Raw genomic sequence first — 12,383 nt, forward strand, 5'->3', positions numbered from 1 at the left:
CTACCTCCCGAGGGCGAGGTGAATGCCCTGACGCTGGCGTAGATGGCAGAGACAGCGACAGGTCGCGGCCAGCTGGCTCTTCTGGTCCGGTCTCTAGCTCCCGCAGGCTTGGCTCAGAAAGGAGCGTAGACGACCAGGCGCAAAGGTCTTGGAATTCTAGCCACCAATAGATTTAGTGTCGCGTGAAGAACCGCCGTATCTAAAGATGGACGCGCTTCCATTCGTCAACTGACCAAGGCAGCCGTAAGATGCCGCCTTCCTGATCATCCAGAAGGGATAGGGTGGTTATGCCGTCGTGGACATCCTCAATGGGCTGCCGCAGAGCTGTAGCGAGCAATGCGGCATATGAAGCAGGGTCATCTTCGGGCTTTGGTGCTTCTCCGAAGTAGTCGGTAAGTTTTGGATCGAGGACAGTTACAGATGATGGACCGTACACCGGTATATGAGAGACCTTTGTGCCGAGAAGCGAAATGGCGTATGCGGCTCTCGCTGCAATCTCTCGGAATTGTTGAGGATGTAGTTCGGCTGCCTGCGCCCGCACGAGAAGCTCGTCATCCTGGTAATTCTCTAGCCTCCCCCAATCTTGTAGGCAGCAGATAACGCCGACCTTGCCAATCCGCAAGGCAAGGAAGGGGAGGGTCACAACATCGAAATAGTCAAAATTCAGGCGCGCATTGCCTGTTGACTCCTGGCAGTCATAGAGGAGGAATGATGCGGGTGAATAACCCGTCCGCCAATTGACTAATCCGCGAGCGTGCTGGAGGAGCAAGTGGTGACTGGAGAACATTCGAAGAAACTCCGGATCCATGATGCTCTCCGAACCTGGGTTGCGAATGTCCGATCTGAGCGTCAGTTCGCGATACATTAGGCCGTAGTAAATTTTACCCACCCAGATGAACAGTGCGTCTTTTGACAAGGTCTGTACGCCGGCCCTTCCGTACTTGAAAGCTGCGGAGACGTCGACCTCAATTTTAGAGAGATGTTGATTATTGCATTGCTTGCAGCAAGGAATAAGGAGCTTGTCGTAAGTGATTACCGAGCCGTTCAGTAGCTGAACCTTAGTCTTCCGTATGCCGTATCGGTCGAGCAGCCACTTGGGGAAAACATGTTCAAGGGACTTGTTTTCTGTGTTCAAGTAGCAGCCACATAGGAAGCATCTATCGACCTCTGTGGCTAAATCGCGCTCGTGCCAGTAGGGGAATTCGTTGAAATTCATCGTGCTCCTTTAAGCGATGTCGCCGGTATCATCTGTGATGTAGCGATACTCGGGTCGAATTGCTGGGCCTGAGTTTTTACGCCACACCTTGGTGCACTGTAGGGGATCCTCTCCGCCCACGCTTCCTCCATATTCAGCCCCGTCGGGAGAGAAGAAAACAATCGTGAAAGCCCCATCGGTCAGGGATGACGTAGACTCTTTTTCCGTCAACTCCTCATGGGGGATGTCATAGTGGAGTGAGATGTGCGCCTTCAGGAGATTCTGAGCTGCCTCTAGGGTTAAAGGTTCAGGGTGGTAGTCATTTCTGGCTCGAATTTTTGAGAATGCCTTGTGCACAAGAAGGCCCACTCCTGCTGCTCCTGCGGTAGAAAGGATGTTGGCTGAAATTTCGATGACGTATTCAGCGAAAGATCCTGACGCGCCCCAGTTTGTTTGACTCTCACGTCCGGAGAGTTGGTGCATTTCCGGAAACTCTAGCTTGCCGTCGAGAGACGCAATTTTGTGCAACTGCTCAAGAATTTCATCCCCTCCGAACGCATTCTCCCCCATCTCCATAGTGAAGGCTGCGGTTGGGTAGTGGGTCGGGTTCTCCGCGATGCGTACAACAAGGCGCGTTTCCCACGTATGCATAGCCATCTCCTGCCTTGCTCGTTCAGAGTCGGAGATTGCAGCGTATGGTCTGGTGACTCGCTAGGGAGCGCATGATCTATTTATTCTATATGTGACATTTGTAAGGTTTGACGCACATAGGGTGTGTGCGCTGGGGTAACCGACGGCGGTGCCGTCCGGGCGTTGGGCAAAGGTGGCAACGAGCAGCGCAAGAAAGCCGGTCGTGCCATGGAATGCGATCAGTTACGTGGTTTTGGGTCCGCAGAAGCGCGCCACGCGCGATGCTAAAGCTCGTGACTGGGAGGAGTTCAGGCAAAGGCCCAGCTCATACCCGGTTTATGCGCGTGGTTGTGAGCCGGGCTCGACGAGAAGCGAAGGTGTGAAGACATGTACGACTGCGAAGGATGTGGACGGTCGTCCGGGGAGGGACTGTTCTTCGGCTCTGGGATGAGTGATGCGAAGTGGTGGTGCTGGCGATGCCAGAGCACCGCCCAGAAGGAACTGCTTAGCTCTCTGGATGACCGTGCCCAGGGCGTCCTCGACCGTCACGCAGACGGCGTGGAGTGGCCGTACGGCCCGAACGTCTACGTTCACATGCGCGCGGACTTGCTGAGCTGGGCGGACCAACACGACGTCAAGAGCGGTAACACGGGGTGTGAATCGGGGCTCCACTGGCTCGACAAGGGTCGCTGCGCTAAGAGGGAGTGCCACGGCAGGCCGGGGTTTTACGACCACACGACTACGTGGCTTTCCCGCACCACCGGTAGGCCCGCTCTGGTCTTCAACCAGCCGTACGAGCAAGTGGACTCGGCCGACATTTGGGAGCTCATCAGCGAGTACCCGTCTCTCACGGCCGAGGTCGGGCCCGAGAGTTGGTACGGATCAGGCACCTTCGGCGTCTACATCTGGAACGACGATAACCGTGCCGACGCTGGTCGGCCGCACCGCTAGCCGCGCATCGAAGAGTGGCACCGCATACGAGACCGTCAGTCAGTCGCGGCGTACGTGGAAAACTTGAATCCGTGAGGCGCCCACCAGGGCGCCGGCGAAGCAGAGAAAGGGGAGGCCACGTGCCGCAGGGTAGTCCGCGAGGTACGTACCTGGAGGTCTCGGAATCTCTTCGCGAGAAGATCAGGAAGGGCGAGATCGCTGAGGCACTGCCATCTCAGTCGGCACTCGTCAGCGAGTACACCGTGAGCCGCAGCACCATCGAGCGGGCGCTTGCCGCGCTCAAGGCGGAGGGCGTCATCGAGTCGGTACAGGGTGCCGGGTGGTTCGTGGCGGGGACCGGTGACCGTCGGCCGTTGGTCGAAAGGGTGACTGACCTGTTGCGGGCCGACGAGGTCAAGGTGGGTGACCGCTTCCCGACCGAGAAGGAACTGTGCGAGAGGTTCAGAGCGTCGCGGACGGCTGTGCGTTCTGCCATCGCGCAGATGGAGGGGCAAGGACTCATCGGCAAGGGTGTCGCGCGAGGGCGGGAAGTACGTGCGTTGCCGGTCGGACGGGGGACACAGACGGCATGACGACGACTGAACGAACCGAGTTTGACGCTGACGCGGCGGGCGCCATCCTGCGCAAGGCGTGCGAGGTCGCGGACGTGGACCCGGACGGAATCGAGATGGTGCGGTTCGGCGACCACGTGGTGTTCCGTCTGGACGGCGGCCGTATCGTTTCCCGGGTCGGCCGGAGTCCCGATCGGCGCACCTCTGTGCAGAGGGAAGTGGCCGTGGCGGAATGGCTCGCGGCCGAGGGGTATCCGGCGGCGCGACTCGTTACGGCAGCCAAACAGCCGGTCGTCATTCAGGGCCACCCGGTGACCTTTTGGGAAGGTCTCTCAGACGGAGACACGTACGCGAGTACGGGGGAAATGGGCGCGCTGCTGCGGCGGCTCCACGAACTGGAGCCGCCGCCCTTTTCTTTGCCACCGTTGCGCCCCTTCGACAAGGTTACGGAGCGTCTGGAGCGAGCGGTTATCTCTGACAGCACGCGTGCGTATCTGAGCGCAATGGCTGGGGAGTTGACGGCTGAGTACGATCGTCTGCCCTTTGCCCTCCCGACGGGGCCTCTGCACGGTGACTTCAACGTCGGGAACGTCCTGCGTGACGCGGCCGGCCGACCGAAGGTTATCGACCTGGACGGCTTCGTCACGGGCCCGCGCGAGTGGGACCTGATGCAGACGGCGATGTATTACGACAGCTTCGGATGGCACACCGAAACCGAGTACGCCGACTTCGTCGCAGGCTACGGCTTCGACGTGCGGGAGTGGTCCGGGTACGCCGTGCTCCGCAGTATCCGCGAGCTGCTCATGGTCACGTGGCTCTCGCAGAACGCTGGTACGAATCCCCGTGCTGCCGAGGAAGTCGAGAAGCGCGTGGAGACACTGCGTTCTAACGGCTCGCGCCGTGATTGGGCGCCCTTCTAGGACTGGTCACCAACCTGTTGCCAGAGGCGGAAGCCACGGGCTTGTTCGGCGAAGTCGCGGAACTCTGCGGCCCGCTGCATGCTGCCCGTGATGCGGCCTTGGAACTCCCGCACGTATTGCACGCAGCGTGCCGACTTCAGCCCCTCACCGAGTTGCAGCCCGCTCAACGCGATTTCGAATCCGCGGCTGGCTTCGCCCTGGTTGATGTACGCCTCTGCCTGTACCAAGGTCACGAAGAAGTCGCTGCGGTTGTTCAGGCCGTCGCCGAAGATGCCGCTTGCCCCGCGTTCCGTCGCCTGAACGGATCGGCCAAGGTCGCGGAAGCAGTGCCCGAACTCTGCCGCCAACTCCACCTCGTCGAAGTAGGCGATGTACGCCGGATCGCTGTCCGGGGTGCGCTTAGCGAGTTGGCGTTCGGCTTCGGCGAGGGCGAGGTCACAGTTCCGGTCGTCACCGAGGCGCGCGAGTGCCCGTGCTTCCATCGCGTGGAACTGCGCGGACATCTGTGGTGTGAGGCTTCCGGCTGGCCCCGTGAATGCCGCACGTGCGAGCGTCGCGGCTTCGCGATACCGACCGACGAAGGTTGCTTGGTGACTCATCGCGGAGAGGATGCTTCCCCCGAGCAGTCGGTCACCGGCGGCCTGAGCCATGCGCAGGGCTTGGATGAAGTAGCGCTGAGCGATGCCGTGCAAGCCGCTGTCGTACGACATCCATCCGGCGAGCATGAGCGCTTCGGCTACGGCCGAGTGGAGCTGCTGGCCGACGCCGGTGGAGTACTTGCCGTCGAGCATGGGGCGTACATCCGTGTGGAGATACTGGATCAGTGCACGCCGGGCATGGCCGCCACCGAACTTGCCGTCGAGCATGCTGAACGCGTCGGCAGTCGAGCGCACCATGTCGACGTCGACCGCTCCGACCGAGCGGTTGCCCGATCGCGTCAGTTCGCCGTCCGGCGGCGCTACAAGCCATCGCACAGACGCTTCGTTCCACGCGGCCGAGTCCGGTAGGGCATGAACCAGCGGCTCGGCTTCGGCGAGGTCGGCGCGCCAGAGGTCTGCCACGGTGGATGTGGTGGTCTCCGGGCGGTCCGCGAAGTCGAGACCCAGCTCAGGCCGTACGGCATTCACGGCCGCGTCGCCCATCCCGACATCGTCGATGCAGAGTTGGCGCCCAAGCTTGCGCCCGATGGCATCGACGATGAAGCGCGGCATGTCCCCGCGCGGTATGGAGCCCTTGAGCCACCGACTCACGTAGGTGTGGTCACAACTGATATCCACGCCGGATCGTGTCGCCGCGAGGATCACCGCGCGGGCAAGCGACTTGTGTGAGAAGCCGCCCTCATTCATCAACGCGGCCAGTCTGGCGTTCCGGTCTGCCACGGGTCCCCCAGGATCGGCAGAAGTCTCAGCTTGACGCACCGTCACTCTACGCAGGTCAAGGCATGAGTGCGGAGGCTTCGCCCACGGGGGTGCACGACTGCACCCCCGAGTACACCCTCCTGAAGTCCCTTCCCCTTGGCGATATTTGAGTCACCGCCGCAAGGCAGGCGGGTTCCAGATCAAAAAGCCGGAGCGCTTGACGACGCGGAAACCTTCTGCCAACGTGAGTGGTAGGTAATACACACCACGCATTGCGGGGTGTGAAGGGCTCTCGTGAGGGAGCCATGAGGCCCCATCTCGATGGGGGCGAGGGACCCGGACCCCTTGGCAGTCCGGAGGGCTTAGACCGAAAGGTCACGTCTCCATACGCCTGAAACGGGAGCTCGTGTTCCTGAAGGAGACAACGCACTACCTCACCCTTTCCGCAGCTCATCGGGCTGCGGCCGGTTGCCTCCGCTGCTCGTCTCGCACGAGCAGCGCCGAGGGGAGCCGGGAGAGCCCCGAGCCCTTTGCGAGAGGCCAGTTATGGCGAAGCACATCACTTCCATCCGCCACTCGATCGCGGGCGACGGCACGTGGGTCGTCAAGTGCCGTTGCGGGTTCCACAAGTACGCGGGACGGCACAGCCTCACCGCCGCCAACATCGCTCAGCAGCACAAGAACGCCAACCGCTAACCCGCCCCCCTGGGGTTTCGGTCGCCGATCGCGCGGCCTTTCATCACAACGGCGCGCGCCCCCGGAGTTGCCGCTCCGGGGGCGCTGTTCGGGCCGTTGCCACCTGCTAGGGAGAACACGACCCATGGATCACATCGTCACTGTTCAGGACGCTGTTACCGCCTTCGAGCCGTGGAGGGAGCCCACGGCCGCCGAGCTGGACGCCATCGAGCACGAGATGCCCGTCATCCTGGCGGACGTCGAGCTGCTGGACGCGCAGATCATCACGCTTGACCGCACGCCGAGCGAGCTGGACGCGCGGCGCCTGCGTCGGGCCCGCCGCAAGGCACTGGCCGCCCGGGTGACGCTCGCCAACGCCGCCGCTGTGCTGCCGGGGGTGGGCGCGTGAGTGCCATCGACTCGAAGCTGACGGCCGCGCACGCCGAGGTGAAGGCCGAGATCGCCCGGACCGACACCAAGACCAGCCTGCTGCTCGCCTTCGTCGGCGCGCTGCTCGCCGGGACCTGGACCGTCGCCAAGGATGCGCCCCTGACCGCCCCCGCCTACGCGGTCGGCGGACTCGGCACGGTACTGCTGCTCGCTGCGGCTGCTCTGCTGCTGCGCTCGGTCCGCCCCAACCTGGGAGGCCGCCACGGCTTCCCGCTGTGGGCCACGCTCACCGCCGAGGAGATCACCGCCACCCTGGCTACGGACCTGAGCGCGGACATCGCGGGCCTGTCCCGGCTCGCCGTCGCCAAGTTCACCGGCCTGAAGCGTGCAGTCGACCTGACCTGCGCGGGCGGCGCGCTGCTCGTCCTGGCCGCCCTGATCGCAGCGGGGGGTGCGCTGGCATGAACCGCAAGGGAAAAGTCCTCCTGGTGGCCGCACTGGTCGCGGTCGTCGCCATGGCCTTTCGCGTCTCCTGGAACGCGCTGCGCGACATCGCGAACGCGGTGGGCGCGGATGCGACGGCCGCGACGCTCTACCCGTTCGTGGTCGACGGCCTGATGGCCCTCGCCCTGGTCGCCACGCTCGTGCTCGCCGGGCGCGACCGGACGTTCGCACTGCGCGTGCTGGGCACCTACACCCTCGCCTCACTGGTCCTCAACTACGTGCACGGACTCGTCCCCGAACTGCACGGCCGCACGGTCGACTGGGGGCGCCTCGCCGACTGGGACCCCGCCAACTGGGCCCTCGTGCTGCTCGCCACCTCGCTGCCGGTCGGGTCGATCTACTTCGGCTCCGATCTGGTCGCCAAGGTCCTGCACCACCGCCCGGCCCCGATTCCCGCGCCGACCGTGAATGCGGAGAAATCTACCGAGACCGTGAGCAATCGGTCTATGGCTGACCTGCCGGTATCGACCCCGCCCCCGATCACCGCGCATCCGGCAGCACTGCCGCGCCCGGTACCGGTCGGCTTCCTGAAGTCGACCCTTGCGGCCAAGCCGCTCGTCTCGATCGCTGCGGCGCCGGCCGTGCCGATCGAGCCGCGTGCGGTGGCCGCAGAATCCACCCGGCCGCGCCGCGCCACCGGTCGTGTCCCGGACGTGGCGAAGTCGCCCCGGCCCAAGCGCACCCCCGAGCAGCTGCTCGACGAGGCGCGCACCGCCACGGCCGGTTGGCCGGACGCGAGGGTGACCGGCGAGGGCATCCGCCGCGCCATCCGCACCTCGCCGGCCAACGCCCGCAGCCTGCGCGACACGCTGCTGGCCGAGCGCGCCGCTGCGGCCAAGGCCGCGTGATGGCCACGCTGCCGGTCTTCCGGTGGCATCTGGCTCCGGACGGTTACGCCACCCGCCGCCAACTGCGGGCGCGCGGTCTGCGGCCCGGTGGTCAGTGCGTGGCCGCGCAGCTCGAACGACCGCGCCGCCGCCGCGGGCCGCAGGTCGCCTACCTCTACCGCGTCGACCTCGCCCGACCGGTCCGGCCGATGACCCCGGCCCGATGGGCGGCCCTGGACAGGGCCAACGCCGCCCGCCGTCTGTGCCCCGCCTGCCGACGCGATGCGGGCTACGTCATCCCCGCCTCGCTCGGCACCTGCGTGCCCTGCGCCTACCCCGAACCTCCCGACTCCCCAAGGAGTGCTTGCCATGGGTAAGCCCGACACCCGCCGCCTGGACCGTGAGATCCAGGCGGCGCAGCGGAAGCTGACCGCCGTTCAGAACCGGGAGATGTGGCCGCTGGAGGGCCGCGAGCGGCGCGCCGTCGCCTCCGCCATCGTCAGCACCTCCGTCAAGGTCGTACGGCACAAGAGCCCTGAGCGCGCCAAGGCCAAGGCCGATACCGCCTGGGGTGCGGCCGAGACCCGGCTGAACGCCGAGATCCTTGCGTTGCAGGTGGAGCGGCAGCGCATCGTCAACGAGAACGCCAAGGCCAAGGCCGCCAAGAAGTCCTCGGGCTGGTTCTGAGCATGGCCGCCAAACCGGTGCCGCCCGGTGAGTGCCCGCAGTGCTGGCAGCACGCCTACGACAAGAGCATCCACCGCCGCCTCAAGCCGCGCGAGGACTGCACGCCGTGCATCGACCACATGGTCAACGGCTGCCCCGACCGCGTGCCCAAGAAGTCCCGCTGGTTCTGAGCGCTCCCCTGTCGGGGCCGCCCTTGTACGGGCGCCCCGGCGGCCCCTCAACTTCCCGCCCCGGAAGGGGTAGTCAGGAGTCTGTCCGCCATGGGTGACAACGTCGTTCACCTGCACAAGAACCCCGACCCGCCCGCCGAGACCGCGACCGTGACCACGCTGACCGTGGTCCCCGAGCCCGCCGCCGCGCCGGTCGTGCCGCTGTGGGTGCGCTCCGGGCGCACGGTGCGCCGCCTCGCCACCGACGAGCGCACCACGGCCACCGCGCGTGCGGTGGCCCGCCACAGCATGTACGTGCTGGGCGGGGGCCGGATCGTGGCCCGCCGCACCTGGGACGGCCGCACCGGCTCCCGCTACGAACGCATGCTGCGGGCCGCCGAAGCGGCCGGCAACTACGAGGTGGCCCAGGAGTGGGAGGAGCGTCTTCAGCGCTTCCGCGACGGGCGCCACCGCCGCCGCATGGACCTGCTCCACTCGCCCGTGGACGCGGCCAAGGGTCTGGCCGTCGGCACGGGCGTGGGCATCGGCGCCCTGGTGGCGCTCGGCATCGTGATGGCCGTCAACAACGGCGAGGTGAAGGACGTCATCACCCCGCTCGCCGCCACGATCGAGTTCATCGGCCTGCTCATCCGGATCGTGCAGGTCGTCTGGGGCCCCGCCCTCACCATCGGCCCGTTCCTCGCCCTGCTCGCCCTGTGGAGCGTGGGCCGCAAGCAGCAGGCCGCCCCCGCGTGGGCGCTGCCCGCCAACGTCCGCAACGGCGAGGGGGAGCCGATCACCCCGTCGATCGTGGTCAAGGCGCTGCGGGATCTGGGGGTGCCCGCCCTGAAGAACGCCATCAAGGAGATGGGGGATGCCGGGGCCGCGATGCTGGGCCCCATCCGGATCGCCGGATGCGGGGTCGAAGTCGACGTCACCCTGCCGTCCGGGGTGTCCACGGTCGAGGTGCAGAACAAGCGCCGGAAGCTGGCGGAGAACCTGACCCGGCACGAGCACGAAGTGTTCATCACCCTTCCCCAGGCGGCCCGCACGGTGCGGTTGTGGATCGCCGACTCGGGGGCGCTGGATGAGCCGATCGGACCGTCCCCGCTGGTCACCGATGAATCGTTGACCGCCGACTACGCCAAGGGCCGCGCCCCCTGGGGGCAGGACCTGCGCGGGGACGCGGCCCTGCTGAGTCTGTTCCAGCGGATGCTGTTGATCACGGGTCTCTCGAACCAGGGCAAGACGGCCGCGCTGCGGGCGCTGGTGCTGTGGCTCGCCCTGTGCCGGTCGGTGGAGTTCCGCATCGCCGATCTGAAGGGGGCGGGGGACTGGGCCATGTTCGAGGGCCTGGCCACCGTCCTGATCCAGGGGCCGACCGATGAGCACGTGATCGAGGCGACCGAGATGGTGGAGTCCGGGGTGGAGGAGATGAACCGCCGCCTTCAGGCCCCGCCCGGCACGGCCTTCCCGCTGCTGCTGCTCGTGGTCGATGAGGCGCAGGTCGCGTTCATGTGCCCGCTGGTCGATGAGGACAAGCGGCCCTACGGCGGCTCCAAGGCCACCTCGCGGTACTTCATGGGCTGCCGCAAGGTCCACAACCAGGGCCGTGCGGTCAACGTGCTGCTGTGGCAGGGCACCCAGGACCCCACCGACCAGAACCTGCCCAAGCTGGTCCGCGAGGGTGCCCACACGCGTGCCTCGCTCGCGCTGGGCACCGAGTCGCAGGCCCGGATGGCACTGGGCGATAAGGCCGTCGACGGTGGGGCCGCCCCGCATCTGCTGCGGCAGGGGCTGGACAAGGGCACCCTGGTCATCGCCTCCGACGGCATCGACATCCCCGCCGGTCAGTCGTCCATCACCGTGCGCACGCACTACATCAGCACCGAGGACGCCACCGCGATTGCGGAGCGGGCCAAACTGCTGCGTGACGGGGTGGCCACCGTGCACAGCATCGACCGGGGCGAGCAGCGCGACGCCCTCGCCGACGTGGCCACCGTCCTGGGTGACGCGCCCCGGCTGCGTACCAACGAGGTACTCAAGCGGCTGCACGCGCTGGACTCCACGGTCTATGGGGCCCAGTGGACCAACGACCGCCTCAAGCAGCTGCTGGAGAAGAACGGCGAGGAGCCGAAGAAGTCCCACGGGGTCATGGTCATCCACCGCGATCACGTCCTGCGGGCCCTCGCCAACCGCGACGACAACGGTTCCGCTTCCACCGCCGGATAGCGGGGAGCCAAGACCGCCCGGTCCGGGGAGGCGGGGAGAACTCCCCGACCCCCTCCCCGGACCGCATCCCCCGCACTGATCAGCAAAAACAGCCCTGGGGGGAGGCGGGGAGGCACCGCAAGGTCAACGCCCCCACCCCCTCCCAGGGGCCTCCCGCAGGGGGTGCCCCCGCCTCCCCGGACCACGCCATGAAGGGATTCCGCATGCACCCCGAACATCCCACCCACGCGCCCCTCGAACGCCCCCCGGAGATTCACCATCCCGCCCCCGTCAAGGTCGTTCAGGCCGATCATCTGATGCCGGGGCAGCCGGCCACGGTCGCGGTGGTGCAGTCCATCGTGCTGCCCGACGGCCGCGTCGTCACCGGCTACGCCGTCGAGCCCGCCAAGCCCGAACCCACCGCCAAGCCCGTCGTCTCCCGCATGGCGGTGAACGTCGCCCTCGGAGGTGTCGGGTTCGCCGCCGTCTGCGGGGGCCTGCTCCTGCTCACCTCGTTCATCGCCGCACTCACCGCCCTGGTGCAGCAGCTCATCATCCTGGCCGCTGTCATCTTCGGCGGCTTCATCGGCGTACAAGTCTTGAGCGGCTCGCGCGGCGGCACCTCGGTCAACATCCGCAAAGCCGTCTTCAAGCGCAACCACTTCCGCAGCTGAGCTACACACTCCAACTTGTATGTGGTGGACCCACAGGGGAGGTGTTGGCCCCCAGGTCAACACGCATCACGAGACGCATCCGCTTCCATCTCTCCCAGAGCAACTCCAGCGACGCTGTGATCTCGTCGAAAGAGCCATCCGGTGCAGGGTTTCCTTCTTGGAGACACATGATCTTGCGATAAGTGTCGGAGAGTGCCTGGGCCATCTCGTCCAACTGCCCCAGAACCACGCCGGAAGCAACCATCTGGGCCTCCGCAAAAGCAGCGTGATGCGCGTGACGGGCCGCCTCGACCTCCTGCCGCTCGGCATCACCAGCAACACCACGATGCACGTACCAGACGTATTGCATCAGCTGTATTCGGTAGCGGCGGTAGGCGGCATTCGTCGCTATGTAGCAGGCGCGGCGCTGCGCAAGCTCCGCCTGCTCCTGCTCTCGCTCCCACTGGATACGGGCCGCCTCCTGCTGCCGCTCGAAGTCCGCTTTCAGCGCCTTCGCTTGTGACCGCTGAGCAAGCACCGGCGCGAACAGGGTTCCTGTCACGCCAAATACCGCAGCAACGAGGGCAACGACCTCACCACTCACGCATCCCCCACTCCTACGGGCCGGGGCAGCCGCCGTCTCGCCAAAGTCCGCGGCTGCCCCTTCGCCAGTTCCTCGACA

At 65.8% G+C, this 12,383-nt stretch carries 16 protein-coding genes; 12 read left to right on the plus strand and 4 right to left on the minus strand.

Going from position 1 to position 12,383, the window contains the following annotated elements; genetic code table 11:
* Nucleotides 1-199: 199 nt before the first annotated feature.
* A complete protein-coding gene (locus ABZ906_RS26265; protein ID WP_361386488.1) occupies nucleotides 200-1,216 on the minus strand; it encodes a hypothetical protein in 1,017 nt (338 codons plus the stop codon).
* A gap of 9 nt (nucleotides 1,217-1,225) precedes the next feature.
* Nucleotides 1,226-1,846: a hypothetical protein gene (locus tag ABZ906_RS26270; RefSeq protein WP_361386491.1), complete on the minus strand. Its 621-nt coding sequence runs from the start codon at nucleotides 1,844-1,846 to the stop codon at nucleotides 1,226-1,228.
* Nucleotides 1,847-2,212: 366 nt separating this feature from the next.
* Here ABZ906_RS26270 and ABZ906_RS26275 point away from each other — a divergent pair, with 366 nt between their 5' ends.
* The 3 genes from ABZ906_RS26275 (at nucleotide 2,213) to ABZ906_RS26285 (ending at nucleotide 4,247) form a co-directional block, all read left to right on the plus strand.
* The gene (locus ABZ906_RS26275) at nucleotides 2,213-2,776 is read left to right on the plus strand and encodes a hypothetical protein (RefSeq protein ID WP_361386494.1); all 564 of its coding nucleotides are present in this window, start codon (nucleotides 2,213-2,215) and stop codon (nucleotides 2,774-2,776) included.
* A 119-nt stretch (nucleotides 2,777-2,895) separates the two neighbouring features.
* Nucleotides 2,896-3,348 (plus strand): GntR family transcriptional regulator, encoded by a 453-nt coding sequence (locus tag ABZ906_RS26280; RefSeq protein ID WP_361386497.1) that lies wholly within the window; start codon nucleotides 2,896-2,898, stop codon nucleotides 3,346-3,348.
* Entirely contained in the window at nucleotides 3,345-4,247 is a 903-nt protein-coding gene (locus ABZ906_RS26285) for an aminoglycoside phosphotransferase family protein (protein ID WP_361386500.1), read from the plus strand. The genes ABZ906_RS26280 and ABZ906_RS26285 overlap by 4 nt, the downstream gene beginning before the upstream one ends.
* Here ABZ906_RS26285 and ABZ906_RS26290 read toward each other — a convergent pair.
* The gene (locus ABZ906_RS26290; protein ID WP_361386503.1) at nucleotides 4,244-5,626 is read right to left on the minus strand and encodes a hypothetical protein; all 1,383 of its coding nucleotides are present in this window, start codon (nucleotides 5,624-5,626) and stop codon (nucleotides 4,244-4,246) included. The genes ABZ906_RS26285 and ABZ906_RS26290 overlap by 4 nt on opposite strands.
* Nucleotides 5,627-6,151: 525 nt before the next feature.
* On the opposite strand from ABZ906_RS26290, the gene ABZ906_RS26295 reads away from it, so the two are divergent.
* The 9 genes from ABZ906_RS26295 (at nucleotide 6,152) to ABZ906_RS26335 (ending at nucleotide 11,722) form a co-directional block, all read left to right on the plus strand.
* Nucleotides 6,152-6,301, plus strand: coding sequence for a hypothetical protein (locus ABZ906_RS26295; RefSeq protein ID WP_361386506.1), 150 nt, complete (start codon nucleotides 6,152-6,154; stop codon nucleotides 6,299-6,301).
* Nucleotides 6,302-6,425: 124 nt separating this feature from the next.
* The gene (locus ABZ906_RS26300; protein ID WP_361386509.1) at nucleotides 6,426-6,689 is read left to right on the plus strand and encodes a DUF6284 family protein; all 264 of its coding nucleotides are present in this window, start codon (nucleotides 6,426-6,428) and stop codon (nucleotides 6,687-6,689) included.
* Nucleotides 6,686-7,135, plus strand: coding sequence for a Pycsar system effector family protein (locus ABZ906_RS26305; protein WP_361386512.1), 450 nt, complete (start codon nucleotides 6,686-6,688; stop codon nucleotides 7,133-7,135). Before ABZ906_RS26300 ends, ABZ906_RS26305 begins: the two co-directional genes overlap by 4 nt.
* Entirely contained in the window at nucleotides 7,132-8,022 is an 891-nt protein-coding gene (locus ABZ906_RS26310; RefSeq protein WP_361386515.1) for a DUF2637 domain-containing protein, read from the plus strand. The genes ABZ906_RS26305 and ABZ906_RS26310 overlap by 4 nt, the downstream gene beginning before the upstream one ends.
* Nucleotides 8,022-8,378: an RRQRL motif-containing zinc-binding protein gene (locus ABZ906_RS26315; protein WP_361386518.1), complete on the plus strand. Its 357-nt coding sequence runs from the start codon at nucleotides 8,022-8,024 to the stop codon at nucleotides 8,376-8,378. The genes ABZ906_RS26310 and ABZ906_RS26315 overlap by 1 nt, the downstream gene beginning before the upstream one ends.
* Nucleotides 8,371-8,688 (plus strand): hypothetical protein, encoded by a 318-nt coding sequence (locus ABZ906_RS26320; protein ID WP_361386521.1) that lies wholly within the window; start codon nucleotides 8,371-8,373, stop codon nucleotides 8,686-8,688. The genes ABZ906_RS26315 and ABZ906_RS26320 overlap by 8 nt, the downstream gene beginning before the upstream one ends.
* Before the next feature lie 2 nt (nucleotides 8,689-8,690).
* A complete protein-coding gene (locus ABZ906_RS26325) occupies nucleotides 8,691-8,858 on the plus strand; it encodes a pRL2-8 (protein WP_361386524.1) in 168 nt (55 codons plus the stop codon).
* A gap of 90 nt (nucleotides 8,859-8,948) precedes the next feature.
* The gene (locus ABZ906_RS26330; RefSeq protein WP_361386527.1) at nucleotides 8,949-11,069 is read left to right on the plus strand and encodes an ATP-binding protein; all 2,121 of its coding nucleotides are present in this window, start codon (nucleotides 8,949-8,951) and stop codon (nucleotides 11,067-11,069) included.
* 203 nt (nucleotides 11,070-11,272) lie between these two features.
* Nucleotides 11,273-11,722: a hypothetical protein gene (locus ABZ906_RS26335; protein ID WP_361386530.1), complete on the plus strand. Its 450-nt coding sequence runs from the start codon at nucleotides 11,273-11,275 to the stop codon at nucleotides 11,720-11,722.
* A 1-nt stretch (nucleotide 11,723) separates the two neighbouring features.
* Here ABZ906_RS26335 and ABZ906_RS26340 read toward each other — a convergent pair whose 3' ends face one another.
* Nucleotides 11,724-12,305, minus strand: coding sequence for a hypothetical protein (locus ABZ906_RS26340; RefSeq protein WP_361386533.1), 582 nt, complete (start codon nucleotides 12,303-12,305; stop codon nucleotides 11,724-11,726).
* Nucleotides 12,306-12,383 lie beyond the last annotated feature (78 nt).

The organism is Streptomyces sp. NPDC046925, from assembly GCF_040644915.1.
Classification (GTDB): Bacteria; Actinomycetota; Actinomycetes; order Streptomycetales; family Streptomycetaceae; genus Streptomyces.